This window comes from Nocardia sp. NPDC003482 (genome assembly GCF_053588115.1).
The window spans coordinates 92,676-110,615 of the sequence record NZ_JBSFPI010000003.1; the positions used below are offsets into that span (position 1 = coordinate 92,676).

Annotated in this window: 1 protein-coding gene (cut by a window edge); it reads right to left on the minus strand. The window is 71.5% G+C overall.

Translation table 11 applies throughout. From position 1 onward, the window contains the following. Positions 1-17,940 carry the 3' portion of a WXG100-like domain-containing protein gene (locus ACWDSJ_RS06000; protein ID WP_450029582.1) on the minus strand. It continues 14,331 nt past the right edge of the window, so the window shows 17,940 of its 32,271 coding nt (coding positions 14,332-32,271); the start codon falls outside the window, past its right edge; the stop codon is at positions 1-3.

A 17,940-nucleotide genomic window follows, 5' to 3' on the forward strand; every position in this document is an offset into this window, starting at 1 on the left:
TCATCGGAAGATCCCCGCCCGCCGCTCGGGATCCACCACGATCTGCTCGACCACCCGCCCGAAGTCCAACTCCGCCCCCGGGAACGGGTACCGCGCATCGAAAACGCACACCCCCGACACGCCCACCTGGAACCACGCGTGCGTGGCATCCGACCGCCCCCAATACACCCGCACAGCCTCGTCCTCCAGATCGATCCCCCGCCCGTCGACCCACAACTGCAACCGCCCACCCCACCGATAGAGCACACCCGTCGTCTCCCCGAACCGGCCATAGATCCCCGCGACCGGTCCCACCGTGGCGGCAAGCCCGTGCAGCCGCCCCGTGGCGGTATCGAACGCGGCCGGCCCGCCACTCCCGTCGGCGGACTGCACCACCAATCGCTCAGCAGCGGAACGTCTTTCGGGCTTCCACCGCCCCGAGTCCCCACCCGAGGCCCCCGCGGCCGACGGCACCGGCGGCGGCATCATCCCCGGCGGCATCATCCCCGGCGGCGGCAGCACCGGCGGCGGTGCAACCGGCGGCGCCTGCCCCTGCCCACCATCCCCCTGCCACTGCCCCGGCCCATACGAAATCCCCTCCTGCCGCCACGGCTGCAACCCGCCCCCGTCCTGCTGCCACGCCTGATACCCGGACCCCCCGTCCCCGTCCCCACCGGTCTCCAACCAAGGCGGCGCGGCAGGCATGGGCCCCCGTGGCACCGGCTGCGAATCACCATACGGCCCAGCAGGATTCGGCATCACAGATGGCGGGGCCGCCCCACCATTCGGACTCCACCCTGCCGATTGTTGTTGCGCCCCAGCCCCACCATTCGCCGCACTCCCCAGCCCCTGCGACCCCCCAGGCCAACCAGCCGCCTCCGAATGCTGCGACGGCTGCGACCAACCAGGCGCACCCTTCACCCCGGAATCCCGCGGCGATTCGAAAGCACCCGGCACGTCCGAAGATCCAGGGAGGCCCAAACCATCAGGAAGCTGCGAGTGCCCCGACCAACCAGCCATACCGGGGACGCGCGGAAGCCGCGACCCGTCGAGAACGCTTGGGGTGTCAGAAGCTCCAGGGAGATCCAAACCCTCAGGAAGCTGCGACGGCTCCGACCAACCACCGCCACCCGGCACGCGCGGAAGCCGCGGCACATCGGGAGCGCTCGGCACGTCCGAAGGCCCAGGGAGGCCCGAACCCTCTGGAAGCTGCGACGACTCCGACCAACCAGGGTGACCGGGGACGCGGGGAAGCCGCGGCACGTCGGGAGCGCTCGGCGGGTCCGAAGGTCCCGGCCAGCCTGGCACCTCGGGTAGCCGCAGCCGGTCCGGCCAACCCGGATCACCATGGGCCCGTGGTGCGTCGGAAGTACCCGGAACCCCTGAAGATCCCGGTGCTTCGGGCGTTTGGTGTGGGTCCGGCCAACCAGTCGGGCCAGGCCCCTGTGGCACATCGGGAGTACCCGGCGTACCCGAGAGCTCCGGCAGGTCTGGAAGATGCGATGGACTCGGCCAACCGGACGCGCCGGGCACCCGTGGTGCGCCGGGAATGACGGGCGACTCCGGAGAGCCTGGGAGGCCGGGCATCTGGGGCAGGTGCGGTTGGCTCGGGTGACCAGAGGTGCCCGGAAGCCGCGGCGGCTCTGGGAGACTCGGCGGTTCCGGAAGCTGCGGCAGCTGGGGCCGACCAGGCGCACCTGGGGGCTTGGGCAGACCCGGGTCCTCCGGAAGGTTGGGCGGGTGGGGCCATCCAGCGCCCGGAACCTGGGGTGGCTCGGGCAGGTCCGGGACTTCCGGTAGGTGCGGCACATGAGGCCATCCGGGAGTGCCCGGAACCTGAGGTGGTTCAGGCAGATTCGGGACTTCCGGAAGGTGCGGGGCGTGAGGCCATCCGGGGGTGCCCGGAACCTGGGGTGGCTCGGGCAGATTCGGCACTTCCGGAAGATGCGGCACATGAGGCCATCCGGGAGTGCCCGGAACCTGAGGGGGTCCAGGCAGATTCGGCACTTCCGGAAGATGAGGCGCGTGAGGCCATTCGGGGATGCCCGGAACCTGGGGTGGCTCGGGCAGATTCGGGGCTTCCGGGAGGTGGGGAGGATTCGGGAGGTGGGGTGGGGTGGGCTCCTGGGGAGGCTTCGGGAGGGTTGGGGGTGTGGGGGTATGTGGAGGCTGAGTTGGGTTGGGCGTTTGCGAGGGGTCCGGGCATGCCGGGGCGCTGGGGTGCTCGGGGGTTCGAGCGGATGTGTGCGTGGGTGTGTGGGGAGACGGGGTGTGGGGAGCGGGGGGCTCGGGCTGCGAAGGTTGTTGGGGGACATCGATGTCGGGGGCTACGAGGGTGGGCACGTCCCATTCGTCGTCGGGCATTTCGACGTCGAAGAAGTGCGGGGGGTGCGGGATTCGGGACATCACGTACAGCTCGGGTTGACCGTCCTGGCCGGGTGCGGCCGGGCGGCGGCGGTGACGGCCGTTGGCGGGGTCCGTCTCGCCGGGTTGACGGGAGGCATCGTCGTCGGCGGAGCGCGTCCCGCGTGCTCGAACACGCGATTCGCCCTCTCGTCCCGAGTCGTCCCCGGAGCGCGAACGCTCGTGATCACCGGCACCGGGCTGCTGAACCGACTCGCTATCCCCTTCTCCGCCTTCGGCTTTCCGATCCGAACCGTCGCCGACGTCCGAGGAACCGGCCTCGCCGTCCCCGGCCCAGCGCACACCCATCTCCCACGAGCCCCCATCCTGGTCCACGGGCCGTCTCGTACCCCCATCGGTATCGCCCTCGCCAGTCCCCTCGGTCCGGCCTGCCGTCACCCCGCCATCCCGCTCGCCACCGCCCGGCGACACCTCGATCTCTCCGGACTCCCGCGCCACGCCGCTCCGGTCGCGCCCCTCGGCACCGACCTCCTCAGCCGCATGATCGCCGTCCCCGTCGTCGCGGGACACCCCAACCTCTCGCATCTCCTCGCTCCGCCCGGACTCGGCACTCCCCTCCCCGGAACCACCCGGCTCGGCCCTGTCACCGGAAGCGCTGGCCCCCTGGAGCTTTGCCTCCGTGTCGCCGTCGCGCGCCTCGTCCGCGGGCTCACCCGGACGTGTCGGCCCGGACTCCGGAACCACATGCGTCCCCGGCCGACTGAATCGAACCGAAGCTCCCGTGTTCTCCCCCAGCGGCCCCTCGAGCTGCTGGACCGTGACCTCCGTGAACCCGAACTCCGCCGCCAGCCGACCGGTGAAGGTGTTGCGGGCGGCCTCTTCCGGGGTGAGGAGGAGTTCCTGGATGCCCGCGTTGAAGGAGTCGAGGTTGTCCGAGAGCCGGGGGCCCGCGTTCCAGGTGTCGTCGATGTGGATGATGTGGGGGGCGATGGCGCGCATCATGTCGCGGAACATGGTGCCGCCGTCGGGAGTGTGCGGGCCGACGCGGATTTCGATCTGGGCGATGCCGGAGCGGCTGACCCAGGCGTGGATGCCGTGTTCGTTGCCGCCGCCGTAACGGTGTTCGTAGAAGACGCCGAGTTCGCTCTCGACGATCTCCGGGCCGAAGCGGGCCTCGAGCCGGTGCAGGTGCTGTTCGAGGTCGGCGACGGCGTCGCGGGCGCGCAGGTATTCGCGGGCGGCGTCCTCGAGGGCGCGGGCGCGCTCCTCCCAGAGGTCGAGGGTGGGCAGTTCGCGGGTGCGGGCGCGCACCTCGTCCATCCAGCCGGGAAGCTGGTCCTCGTCGCGCAGCTCCGCGCGAGGGTCGACGGGGAAGTACCGCGCGGCGTCGTCCACGGCGTGTTCGGCGCGCGCCAACCGCGCGCGTTCGGCCTCGAGCCGCTCGCGCACCAGCGCGGTCTCCTCCTGCGGCGACGGCAGCGAATCCCGCTGCGGCTCGGCGCTTTCCAGCTCGTGATCGGATCGCTCCGCACCCGGCTCGGTGCGCCGCAATGCCTCCTCCAGCCGATCCAGATGATCGTCGGCGTCGACGTAGTCGCGCACCGCCCGCTCGAGCGCGTCCACCCGCTCCCCCGAATCCGTCTGCGCCGCACGCAGATTCGCGAACCACTCGTCCCCGCCGAACTCCCGCCCGATGAGCGCGGCCACCGGATCGAGTCCCAGCGCCTCGGCCGCGCTCTCCAGTTCCGCCGACGCCGACCGCCACCGCTCCCGCGCGGCGGGCAACTCGTTGCGATACCGGTCTCGCGGCAGGAACGACGACAGCTCGTGCCGCCCCTGGTACAGCGCCGATCCCTCCAGCCCGGCCCGCACCCGATCCAGGTGCGCGTCAGCCTCCACCCGCTCGCGGGCCGCCCGTTCCAGCGCATCGACCCGCTCGACCGAATCCGGATGCGCCGCACGCAGATCCGCGAACCACCGCTCCCGATCCGCGGACCGGTACGCGGCCACCGCGGCGTCCGGGTCGACGCCCACCGCCCGCGCGGCGGCCGCCACGGCCTCGGCCGCCCGCTCGGCCCGTTCCTGCGCCCGCGGCAGTTCGAGCAACTCGGCGAGATAGGAGTTGTACTCCAGATCCCGGCGCCAGCCCGTGAACGGCGGCCGGTCCGCGTCCCAGTGGTAGCCCTCGCCGACCGCGTGGGCGTTGGCGTCGTACCAGGTCTTGCCCGCGCGCTGATGGGCCGGATTCCGCTCGTACTCCGATTCGGCCAGCGCGTCGTGCAACAACACGATGTCCTGTTGCAACGGCCGCCGCAGTCGCGGAATCACCCTCTCCGGCAACGGTTCCACGGTCAGCAGCCGGTTGATCGCCTCGGCGACGTCGGCCACCTGATCCATCCGCCGCCGCACGAAACGCCCGGCCGGATCGTAGGGGTCGCGAACCAGATGCTCGTCGACCATGAGGTGGTCGAGGATCTGCCGGATCTGCTCGCGGGTGAACGTCGGCGGCGCGAATTCGTCCGCGCCGGTCATGTAGTCCGCCCGCAGCGGCGGATGCCCGTCGGCCAGTTCCTCGGCGATCCGATGGATGTCCCGGTCGCTGATCCGCCCGTTCTCCTGCATCCGCAGCAGCCGCTCGCGCAGCTCGAACACGGTGTCGCGCACCAGGTTCCGATCCTCGGTGTCGAACGCGTCGCCGAGCTTGCGCTGTTCGGTGTCGGAGTACTTGTCGATGTAGTTCTCGAGGTAGCGCTCCAGCCGTTCCCCCGCGTCGGCGCGGGTCAGCTCGTGGGGCACACCCTCGATCAGTTCGGCCCGGATCCGGCCCAGGATCTCGCGGGCCGCGAGCACCCGCTGATTACGACGATGCCGTTCGAGCCCCTCGAAGATCTTGTCGGCGAGCTGCGGATCGGCGCGGAACCGCTCGTACTCCCGATCGGTCCACGACAGCAGCCGCCACTGATCCAGCACCGGATCACCGCTCGCGTGATCGCTGCGCATATGCGGCGCGAGTTCGGTCACGATCGCGTCGATATCGGCGTCGGCGATGCGGCCCCGGTCCTGGAGTTCCAGCAGCCGGTGCTGGATATCGGCGACCGTATCACGCACGGCCCGTGGGTCATTCGCGTGGAAGGCGTCGGCCAGGCGACCCGCCAGATCGTCGATGTGGGCGTCGATGCGCCGCACCTGCTCGGGCACGTCTCCGCGGGTCGGATCGATCCGCGACCCGCCGTCGACCAGTTCGCGGCGGATCCGGGCCACCACGTCCTCGGCGGCGCGCCGCCGCTGTTCGTCGCGGAACCCGTCCAGGTTCTCGCGGGTGCGATCGATCAGCCGTTGCAGGTGATCGGGCAGTTCCGCGCGATCGGGGGCCAGGGTGTGGTCGGCCGGATCACGGCGCGGGAACATCTGCTGCACGTCGTACTGCGAGCGCTGATGCCACTCCAACCCGGACCACATGGTCGAGAACGGCGGCACCTTCTTCAGTCCCGGGTGGGCGTCGAGGAAGTCGCCGATCCCGGGATGCCGCTGGATCCACGCCTCCACGCGCGGATGTTGCAGCGCCATCATGAGATTGCGCAGATTGCGCTGCACGGCGTTGATCTCGCCGCCGATGTGCAGACTGAGGATGTCCTCGTCGGGGATGTCGCCGCGGAAGAACTTGCCCTCCACGCCGAGCGCGTTGAACGGCAGCAGGTCCAGCGGAATCTTGCCCGGCGGGATATCGGTGAACGGCAGCGCGAGCGTGTTGATGTAGTGGACCAGCCCGCCCCACCAGTCCGGATTGCCCGGATCGTAGGGGTCGGGGACGGTCTGGTCGCGGTTCGTGCGCCACTGCGGACGCGTCGGATCCACGTAGCGCCATTGGCCCTCGCCGTCGCGCCAGCGGGTGACGCGCATACCGGGTTCGCCGCGGAACCAGCCGGTTTCCATGACCTCCACGCGCGGCGGGGGCAGCGGCTCGGATCGCACGTCCCACAGTCCGCCCATCATCTGCCGGTATTCGATCTCCGGCCGCAGCGTCATGAGGTGCGCGATCTCCGCGTGGGTGAGGATCGCCTCGGCCAGCGCCCGATCATGGTCGGCGGTGGGATGATCCAGATCCGCGCGCGGCCCGAGCACGATGAGCCGCGGCGGCTCCCCGTCCACGACGGCGACCAGATCGGTCACCATGCGCGCGCCCTCCTCGGTGAGGAGATCGTGCCACCGTCCGGCGACCCGCCCGGCCTCGTCGTCGAGGCGGCCCATGGCGTTGTCGACCCGGATCACGTCGTGGGCGGCGTCCCCGAGATTGTCCAGCCAGCGCAGCAGCCGGTCGCGGGTCTCGGGGTCGTCGAATTCGGCTGCGCGCGTGCGGGCTTCGGCCAGGACGCGATCCACCGTGGCGGGGTCCGGGCCGAGATCCTCCGCGCGCACCGGGACGCCGTGCTCGGTCAGCCGTTCCGCCAGGTCCTCCAGCATGGAGCGGCGGGCCTTGTTGAACTGCTCGCGGAACAGTTCGGCGCGTTCGGCGCCCAGCCGCAGGATCTCCCGGGTCACCTCGGGCGAGAGCGGACGGCCCTCGCCGACACCGGCGTCGCGCAGTTCGGTCAGTCGCGCCTCGACGTCCGCCACCGCCTGATCGATGCGGTTGAACGCCTCCACGGTCTCGACGAGTTTACGAATCCCCCTGCGCCGCAACGCCACTTCGGACGGCGCCATCTGCTGGTGCACGATCCGTTCGGGCGTGTCGAGGGTGGCCGGGATGCGGATGGACCGGGCCTGGGTCTTCTCGAACAGCTCGAGGACCCTGCGCTCCAGCGCTTCTCCGGTGAGCCCGGCCGCGTCGCGCAGTTCGGCGCGCTCGTCGCGTTTGACGCGCAGGAATTCGCGTTCGCGGGTGAGTTCGTGCCAGCGCTCGACCAGCCGCTCGTATTCGGCCCGCGGGGATTCGTCGCGGCGCACCGCGCGGATCTCGCTCTCCAGCCAGCCCAGATCCTCGTCGGTGCCGCTGATCCGCTCGACCACGCGAATGAGCTCCACGACGTGCTCGAGTTCGTCGGTGTCCTGCACGCCGTGCCGTTCGCGCACCTCCTGCAAGGTGTCGCCGAGGCGTTCCGGTCGCAGCGCGGCCCAGTTGTCCGCGTCGGGGATGCCGAGGCCGACGGCCAGGGCGTTGCGGCGGCGCACCATCGTCTCGCGGTCGCGGATCAGGTCCTGGCGTTGTTCGTTGAGTTCCTCGAGCCGCTGCTGGAGCTCCTCGTGCGCGGCGCGGGCGGCCGAGGCATCGGGTGAATCACCCTGGCCCGGTTCGCCTTCCCGGTCCGGTGTCGCCGCGGGCTCGTCGGGCCGGGCGGCGGGCGCGGGGTGCTCCGGTGGGCGCAGATCGACGACGCTCGCGTGGCCCGCCTCGTCGACGCGGGTCTGCCGGTAGACGACCTCGATCCCCTGTTGCGCCAACGACTCTCGCAGATCGCGGCCGAGCAGGTGATCGGGCTCGCTCGCGGGCGAGACGACCAGGATGCGGGTCGGTTCGCCGGGCAGGTAGGCGACCAGATCGTTGCCGCGCACCGGGGTGGCGTGCTCGGCCGCGATCACGTCCAAGGCGGCGACGGTGGCCGCCTCACCGCGCAGCGCCGCCACCTCGGCCGCGGCCGCGTGGTATTCGCCGAGCACCCGCGCCACCTGCCGCGCGTGCCCGCTGACCTCCTCGAAACGCTCTTGCGCCGCACGCAGTTCGTCGAAGTGGGTGACCAGCTCCGGACCCGTCACCGAACGCCCGTTCAACTCCTCGATCCGCGTCCGATGGGCATCGCGAATCTCCTGAACCCGGCGATCCAGATCCTCGCCCCCGAGCTCACCGCGAATCCCCAACGCCTCGGCCAACTCCCGCGCCCGCCCGAGCAGCCGATCGCGCTCGGCGACCCGCTCGGCGATCCGTGCCGTGAGTTCGGCGAACCGCCCGGACTGGCTGGTGGGCTCGAACGGTCGCGGCTCACCCCGGGTGGTCCAACGGTCCGACGGCGGCTCACCGCCCGTCGGCGGAGCGGGCGGCCGCCCACCGTCATCCCCGGAACCACCCCGATCCCCCGCACCCCCGCGACCATCGGCACCACGCTCACCGGCGCCGCCACGGTCACCCAGACCGCCGCGACCCTCAGCATCACGAGCACCAGTGCCGCCACGGTCATCCATACCACCGCGATCACCGGCACCACGATCACTGGTGCCGCCGGTGCCCTCCGGGGCGAATTCGCCTTCGCCGGAGGCGGTTTCGCCCGGCGGTCGCTGCGCGCCGCCACCGGAGCTGGGCTCGTCGGGTTCGGGGCGCGGCGCGGAACCGGCGGGGGGTTCGGGGTCGGGCGGGTCCTCGCGGCGGACGACGATGGTGCCGTCCTCGTCGACGGACAGCCGCAGGATCACCACGTTGTCGCGGTTCGGTCCCGCGATCTCGCCGATCTCCGGGTGCAGCGTGGCGGCGTTGTCGAGAATGCCGTGCGGACCCTCCTCCTCGCCCCACACCACGACCGCGACGCGGCGCGGATGGCCCTCGATGATTCCGGCGCGGTGCTCGCCCAACAGGACGTGCGCGCCCGCCTCGGTCAGAGCGTCGTGCTCGATCGTGCGCGCCATCGCGGCATCGGCGCGGGCCAGATCGTCGACGGCGTCGCGGTGGTCGGCGGCCGCGTCCTCCAACTCGTCGAACGCGGCCAGGCGGCGGCGCGCCTCGTCCCCGTGGGCCATGGTCTGATTACGCAGGCGCTCGAGCAGTTCCGCCAGCCGATCGGGATCGGTGACCGCGTCCCAGTCGAGGGTCTCGCGGGAGACGCGGTCGCCGCGGCGCTGGGCGTCGCCCTCCACGCGATCCACCTCGTCGATGGCGGCCCGCAACCGCTCCTCGGCCTCGGTCCGTGCGCGGGCGGCCGCGAGCAGTTCGTCGCGGCGGTCGTCGGCGCTGGCGCGGCGATGCTCGTCGAGCAGCGCGCCGAGTTCGTTCAGCGCGGCGGCGCGGTCGCGCACCTCGCCGCGCAGTTCGGAATGCACCTCGGCGAGTTCCTCGGCGGAGAGCCGCTCGTGGTCCTCGATGACGCCGTCGCGGAAGGCGTCGTAGGCCTTGATGTACTTCTCCATCCGCTCCCGCAGATCGGCGCGCAGTTCGGCGTCGAGCGCCTCCCGCTCCTCGGCGGTCAGGTCGCGGTGTTCCTCGCTCGTGCCCGCACGGAACTCCTCGTATCGGCCCATGTGCTCGGCGAGTTCCTCGCCCGCCGCGTCCACGCCGATGATGCGCGCCCAGTCGCGGTTCACGCCGTTCTCCGCGGGCAGGCCCACACGGCCGTCGAGCAGATCCGCGAAGCCCACCAGATCGCCCACGACCTCGCGCAGATGCGCCACCGCCGCGTCGTCGCGGATGGGATGTTCGGCGCGGGCGGCGAGCCGACCGGCGTCGGGGTGCCGGGCCGGGGCCGGTTCGGCGGCCACGATCGCGCGGACGAACGCGGCCAGGGGCTCGGTGAGATGAGCGACGTCGGCCGGGCCGTCGGCGCGGCGGACCAGTTTGTCGATGGCGCGCTTCAGTTTTCGGGTGCCGATGCCGCGCGGATCGTCGGTCCGCCGGAAGTCGTTGTCCAGGCGGCTGCCGTACAGGTCGCGCGCCTTCAGTCCCAGCTCTCGCGCCAACCGGTCCCGCGCGACGAGCGCCGCCCCGCGATCGGCGTAGCGCATCTCGTGGAAGCAGTCGGTCAGCGCGTCGATCAGCCGGTTGCGCCGCGTCCGGGTGAGCGTGCGGTCGAGCAGCACGGTCGTCAACCGTTCGGCGGCCAGCTCGTGCGTGCCGGTCACCTCGGACAGGATCGCGCGCAGTTCGGTGAAGGCGGTCTCGCTGCGGGTCGGCGAACCCGCGCCGACCAGTCGCGGATCCGCGGTGCGATCGCCCTCCCAGACCCGCTGGGTGGGGTCGCGGTCGATCAGGGTGCGCGCGAATTCGTCCAGGGCCGTGCGCAATCGGGTCTCGGCGTCGCCGCCCGTGCGGTGCGCGACGTTCGCGATCGCGCGGGACAGCTTCTTCGGATCGAGGCCGTCCGGGTCGGGTTCGAGTTTGCGCAGATCGTCGTCGAACTTGCGGGGATGCAACTCGCCCGGCTCGACGCCCAGGCGACGGGCGAGCCGGTCGCGGGCGGCGTCGACGGCGTCGGCGTCGATGCCGCGGATCTGCGCGGCGTAGTCGGTGAGCGCCTTGACGATTCGGTTGCGGCGGGTGGCGCCCAGGTGCGGGTCGGCCAAGGTCTCGGCCAGCCGTTCCCCGGTGAGGTCGCGCGCGGGGATCTCGAGTCGCCGGGCCAGCATCCCGCGCGCCAGGCCGACATTGTTGAACTCCTCGATCGCTCCGGCGCTGCGGACATAGTCGACGAGGGCCTCGATCTGCGCCGCCCGCACCGCGTTTCGCAGGCGCTCCTCGGCGAGCAGGCCGGTACCGGGACGGTCGAGCAGCCGATCGGCGTCCAGGCCGAGCCTGTCCGCCAAGGCGCGAATGTCGTTTTCGACGTCGGTGCGGGGCCGGGGCGGCGAAACCGGTTCGGGCGCGGCGTGTTCCGGCACGGACGGCGCGTCGGGTTCGGTGGTCGGCTGGACCGGTCGCCACGGACCCTCGCCGTCGCGGAGCAGGGTCACGCGCACCGGCCGGCCGTCGATCTCGTCCTCGAAGAACCGCGCCTGCGGCTCGTCCAGCCGGGCGATGCGGACATTGCCGTCGGGGTCCACCCAGCCGATGCGGTAGTCGGGCACCAGGTCGCCGCGATTCACGGCGTCGGCGCGTTCGGGGTGCGCGGCCAGGGTTCGGGCCAGCATCTCGTCGTGCCCGAGGCCGGTGTCCACGATCACCAGGCGCGCGGGTTGCCCGTCGACGTGCCAGACGCCCGGTTCGACGCGCTGGCCGCCCTCGCCGTGTCGGAGCCATTCGGTGGCGGCGAGATCGACCAGGGTTTCCCCGGTTTCGCGATACCGCTCGTCGAGATCCCGGTAGTCGGCGGCCAGCTCGCGCAGCCGCCGCAGGGCGTTCATCCGGTCCTCGGTGCCGCTGCGCAGCCCCTCGATCGTCTCCGCCAGCCGTGCCGGATCGCGGGAGATGTCGTCGGGCAGCAGATCTTCCCAGGTGGCGCGCTGTTCGCGAATCTGCTCGCGGCGCAACGCCTCCTCGAAGTAGAGCCGCAGCCCGCCCTCGCGGGGGCGGCCCTGATCGTCGAAGAGTTCGGTCCACACCGGCGGCGGGGTGGCGGTCTTGTTCTTGATGCCGCCCCAGTTCAGGAAGTTGGCGTCGCCCTCGTTCGCGATGACCAGTTCCTGGAGGAAACGGTTCAGCGGATCGTTGGTGAGGGAGTCGATCTCGTGGCTGTACGGGATCAGCGCGTCCTCGGCGTTGTACCACCGGGTCGCGCCGAGCAGGCCCTCGATCGCGGCCCCCCGCCGCGCGATCTGATACTCCAGGTGTTCGATCGCGCGGCGGACCGATTCGTGGCCGAGGTCGGGCAGATCCAGACCGTAGTTGCGGGCCAGCGCCACGATCGTCGCGGCAACGTCGGCCCGCTGCTGATGCAGGGCGTCGACCTCGTCGAGCCAGTCCCGCAGGGCCCGACTTTCGGAATCGTCGGGGCGGTATTCGTCGCCCGCGGCGGGTCGTTCGAAAGGTTCGGGGGGCGTGGGGTTCTCGGGTGGGCGGTGTGGTGCGGCGTTGTCGTCTTCGCGGGGTCCGCCCCAGCGGGCGGCCTGTTCCGGGCTGAGTTCGACCTGCCGCAGCAGTTTCGGATCGGCCTGTTCGCGCCAGTACTCGTATTCGGCGCTGTCGGTGCGGTAGGCCGCGGGCAATTCGCTCTCGTGGTGGCGGTGGAACAGGAAGTCGCCCAGCTTTTCCCGGTTCTGATAGAAGGTGATCAGCTCGACCGCCAGGCCGATGGGCAGCTTCTTGAGCACCTCCGAGGCGCCCGACAGGCCCTGGATGAAGTCGGCGACGTCGTACCCGGCCCCGTGCGCGGGCGGATGCGCCGGTGTCGCCGGAGCGTTCGACTCGCTGCTCGGCTGCGCCAGCGCCGACCCGGAACCCGAAGGCGCGGGCGGTGTTTCGCGCAGCTGCGGTTCCCGCAACCGATCCAGGATCCGCCGCCACAGCGACTTCTTCGGCTCGGCCTCCGGGGCCTCCTCCGGCGACTCGTCCGGCCGCCGCACCCGCTCGTCACCGACGACCCGCCAGCCGCCCTCGCCATCGGCCTCCGCCCGCAGATGCACCCGATCCGCACCGATCTGCACCACCAGATCGTGCCCACCGGCCGCGGGCGACTCCCGATCCGCGGCGGTCAGCGCGGCCAGATCGGCGATATCGTGCGCCTCCCGCAGCACCTCGGCCCGCAACCGCGCCAGCTCCCGAGCGGCCCCCTCCGGCGTGCTCAGCTCCGCGGGATCCACACCGAGCATCCGCGCCCAGCCATCGCGCGTCGCCTCGACCTGCCCCCGATGCCGAGGATCGGCAACCTCCGCAACCCGCCCGATATGCTCCGCCAGCGCCTCAACGGCCCCCGCCCGCACCGCATTCCGCAACCGCTGTTCCTGCAACACCCGATCGCGATCGCCCCCGGTGAGCTGCTCCTCCCGCACACCGAACCGCCGCAGCAACCGCTCGCGCAGTTCGTCATCGGAGATACGTTGTGGCGCCGCGTTTTCCGGCTGGGCCGAATCCCGCTGTCCGGCAGAGCTTTCGTCGCGCCCGGCAGTATCCGGTCGTGGAGCGGAACCCGTCCGATCACTCGAGCCCTCGCCCGGCTCGGGAGGTGTCTCCGGGCCGGACTCCTTGTCCGTTCGCCCGGCTCGCTCGGGTGACGAGTCCGGGGAGGTCGCGGCGGGGTCCGTCCCGGCATCGGATCGAGTCGCCGCCTCCGGACCAGACTGCCTGTTCGGTTCTCCGGCTCTCGATTCCGGGGGAGTTGTGGAATCGGGCCGAGTTCCCGTGGGGTCGGTCCTCGGGTCGGAATCGGGACGGGTGCTCGTGGGGTCGGTCGTCGAGTCGGAACCGGAATGCCTGTTCGGTTCTGGGGCTTGGATGTCCGGGGAGGCGGGCTCCGGGTGCGGCGGCGCTTCGGGAAGGGCGGCCGGGGGGCGGGGTGGGGTGAGTTCGGGGGTGGTGTCGGGGTTGGGTTCGAGGAGCCAGTACTCCTCGTCGCCGTATGCCTCGTCGAGGGTGAGGGGGGTCAGGTCCTCCGGGTAGCGCATGGGGCGTGGTTGTTCGCCGGGGGTGTCGCCGACGAAGCCTCGGGCGCGGGCTGCTTCGGCGAGTTCCTGGAGGGCCGAGAGGGGGTCGGGGTGGCCGGTGAGGGCCTCGTCGAGGCGGAGGACCTCGATCAGTTCGCGGGCGTAGGCGTCGAGTTCCTCCGGGTGCCGGGGGGCGGGGTCGTCGCGATGGGCGGTCGCGTGGTCGGCCAGGAACTTGCGGACCTGGTCCAACGGCCGCCGCACGTGGGCCTCCGCGTCCCCGCCGGGCGTCTCCCCCGAAACATGTTGCGGCACGATCCCGGAGCCGGTCTCCGCCCCCTCCTCCGGGACACCCGCCTGTTCCCGCAACCAATCCGCCATCTCACCGTGCTGCCGCGCGGTCCACTCCGCCTGCTCCGCCAACCGCTGCTTCAGCCAATCCCCCGGATCGGCATCCGCCACGCCCCGCGCCCGCTCGGCCCGCTCCCGCGCCTCCCGGGCAATCCCCTCGACCCGCTCCAACTGCTCCCGAGCCGCCTGCCGCCCAACGCTTTCCGCTTCCCCAACGCGACGCTCCGCTTCGCCGTCCCCTCCCCGTGTCTCCGCCGACTCGGACCGCCCGGTAGCACGCGCACCCGAAGGCCGCCCGGCCTCCTCCGGCGACCCCTCGGCCTCGCGCGTCCCCGTTTCGGTGACGATCTCTCCGTCGTCGCCGCTCCGAGTTCCCTCGGAATCTCCTGTCTCCGAAAGCCCCTCGCCCTCGAGCGTCCTCGGTTCCGAGGCGTCCTCTCCTTCGTTGCCGCCTCGAGTTCCCTCGGGAACTCTTGTCTCCGAGGGGCCCTCGGCCTCGCGCGTCCTCGCTGCGGAGGCGTCCTCTCCTTCCTCAGCGACCCGAGCCTCTTCGGAATCTCCTGCCTTAGAGGGCAACTCGCCATCGGACACGTCTTCGCGCGTCCCGGGCGCGGTAGGCTGCCGGTCCTCGGCGGGAACATTTCCGCTCTCGCGTGTCTCGGGCTCGGAGGTTCCTTCCCCCTCGGCGGGCCTCTCGCCGTCGGAAGTCTCGGAGGGCGCTTCTTCGTCCGGGGTCCGCACACCCGGTGCGTCTTCGGAATCAAGGCGCGACTCCATCGAATCCCTGAGCCACGCAGCCATTTCGGCGTGTTGGCGCGCGACCCATTCCTCGTGGTCCGCGAGTTGACGGGTGAACCAGTCGTCGATTTCGGTCGCGGCGCGGCGGCGGAGGGCTTCGGCGCGTTCGTGGGCCAGGTGGGCCTCGCGGAGGATTCGGTCGTAGCGTCGGCGGGTCGGGTCGGTGTCGGGGTGGGCGGTCAGGTCGTGCAGCCAGTCGGCGAGGTCGGTGTGTTGGCGGGCGGTCCATTCGGCCTGGACGGCCAGTTCGCGTTTGAACCAGTTGCCGGGGTCGGCGTCGGATTCGCGGCGGAGCCGGTCGGCGCGTTCGCGGGCCTCGCGGGCGGTGCGGTCGGCGGGATGTTCGTCGCGGGACTGGCCGATGGTTCGGTCGCGGTCGGGGCGCGCGAGGTCGGCGGCGGCCTCGGCGGCGAGGCGGGCGCGGGTGGCGTCGTCGACTCGGGAGAGCGGGCGGCCCTCGTGGTCGAACAGGATCGCCTCGGTGCTGTGCACATCGCTCGGCAGGCGGGACAGATCCTCGTGCACCTCACCGGTGGCGGCATCGCGGACCACGACGCGCCCGCCGCCCTCGTGGACCAGCACATACGCGTGGCCGCCCACGCCGTACCGATCCGACGGCCCGCGGTACATGTCCACGACCAGGGCCGCCGCCCCGGGCTTCAACCCGCGCAGATGATCCGCGAGCGCCCGATGGTCGGCGAATTCGCGCAACTGCCCACCCGCTGCGGCGACCAGTTCACCCCGGGTCATGCCCTCGACGCCGACCGTGCGCTCCGGCAACCGGATTCCCGAATCCGGCCCGAACAGCCGGACCAGCTCACGCAGGGACAGCTCCCCGCAGCGGCCGCGGTTCAGCTCGTCGAGCAGGGCCGTCGCCTCCGGTGTCAGCAGCCGCTCGAGCAGCGCGTCCGCCGAATCCCGCAGCGTCGCGTCGTCATGCGCCGACCATTGCGGGTCGGGAGCGCGGAACTTGGGGCCCCGGCCGCTCTCGGAACCACGCGCGCCACCCGTGTCCCCTTCGGACCGCGCGTGCGCTTCGTCCCAGGCCCGCCGGTAGAACTCGGCATGCGAAACGCCTTGGACCACATGATCTCTCACGATCGGCCGCAACGCGTCCATCGCCGCGTCGTTCGCGGTGCGGTCGATCACCGGCGTGAGGTCCGGCGGAACCGGACGATCCCCGTACCCGGCGTCGCGCCGCGCCCGCGCCCGCGCCTCCTCGAACGCCGCGGTGTACTCCCGGGCGCCCACCGGCTCCGGAACCTCGTGCCCCGCCGCCCGAAGTTGCCGCGCCGCAACGATTTCCATCGCGTGCGCCCGCGTCTCCTCGTCCAGCATCCGATCCACATAGGACTCGCGGTCCAGCCGCATCAGCTCCCCGGCACTGCCGCGCGCCTCCCGCGCCCGCGCCGCCTCGACGTGAATGGCGTGATGCACCAGCGCCGACATCTGCTCGGCATCGGACAATCCGATGTCGAGCACCAGCCGATCCCGATACGGCCGATAGCCGTGCTCGGCCGGATCGGCGGTGTGCGCGATCTCGGTGCCGCGCAGAATGCCGGTCGCCCATTCACCGACCGGGGTCGCCGCCAGCGCCTCGGTGATCTCGCGCAGTCGCGCGTTCGATGCCGACGAGGCCAGATCCACCGCGAACATGCTCTGCGCCCGACCGAGGGGTTCGTCCGGTTCCGCTACGGTTTCGGTCCGGATCCGGCCGATCCCGTCCACGTCGACATTGACGAACTCCACGTGATCGCGCCCGAGATCCTCGACCTCCGCGGCGATTTCGGGCCGCCGCAGCAGTTCGTGATGATCACCGCGCAGCGCCGGAACGATCAGCCGCTCCTGACCACCGGGCCCCGGTACCAGCACCGCGCGGCCGTCCACGAGTTCGGCGCGCGGATTGTCGCGCAGCAGCGTGTCGAGCACATCCCGGACCGCGATGCTGTGCACCGCGTCGTTGATGAAATACAGTCCGGCACGGCGGTTCTCGAACTCCATCCGCCGGTCCACCAGTTCCCGGAGTTCGTGCTGGGCACGACGGATCTCGGCGGCGCGTTCCGGGGTGGTACGGGGGTCGCGCAGTTCGGCGTCCAGTTCCGCGATCCGCTCGGCCACCTCGTGCCGCATCGTGAATTGGTCACGGCCGGAATCGATGTCGTGTCGCTGGGCCATCGCGTCGATCGCGGCGGCCAGCGACCGCGACCGCAGACCTTCGGAATGCCGGTGCATCGCCTCGAGGCGCAGCCGTTCGGCGACGGTCGGATCCTCCGGCCGGTATCCCGCGTCCGAACCCTCGATGTGCGTGTGGTCCCACATCTCCCGCGCGATGTCGACATAGGTCTTGCCCGCCGGATCCCGATAAGTCTTGACGATGTCGCGCACCGCGCGCGTGGCGGCGGTCTCCGCTTGTTCGCGCGCCTGGTCGGGGGTCAAGGACGGATCGTCGCGGAAGAACTCCAGCGCCCGCTCGTAGCGTTCGCTGAACACGCGCTCCACCTCGACCGGCGTGGACTCGATATCGAAGCCGAGTTCCCGAAGCTCGCGCACGAGCTTCGCCTCCTGCGCGAAGGCGGCCGTCTCCTCGTCGAGCACCGCGCGCACGAACGATCGGCGGTCCAGTTCCAGGATCCGGTCCTCGAGCATCGCGGTGCGGCCGTCGAGGAACCAGCGGCCGTGGATGGCCTCGTGCGCGAGCGCCAGCGCCTGTTCGAGATGGTTCCGCCCGCGCGTGTAGACGGTGGCGGTCATGTCGGCGGACTCGAATTCGCCGTACACCTCGTCGTTCGCCGAGGCGTCCAGCCGCTGCCGGATCAGCCTGTCGTCGAACACGCGCAGGATGTCGCGCCCGGTTTCGGTGCGCGACAACAGGTCTCGCAGCTGGTCGGGCACCGGGTCCAAGGCACGGCCGATCCGGGGGCCGTCGCCCGGATCGTAGGCGTCCGAGGTGTCGTCGGGCCGGGCGTGGGCGGCGATGTCGTCGAACCGGCGCATCAGCACGTCGTGCCAGTCCTCGCGACCGCGGGCGGCGAACTCGGGGCGCAGCGCCTCGAGCTGGCGGCGGGTGTCGATCAGCTGCGTCGGATCCAGGTCGTGGTCGCGGAATTCGACACCGCCGTCGGCGCCGACCCGGAGGAATCGTTCGGCGAACTCGCTGACCGTGTCGCGGGTGAGGACCGGATCGAAGGCACGGGTCGTCAGCGCGCCGATGATGCGGCCCCCGTCCGGGTCGATCAC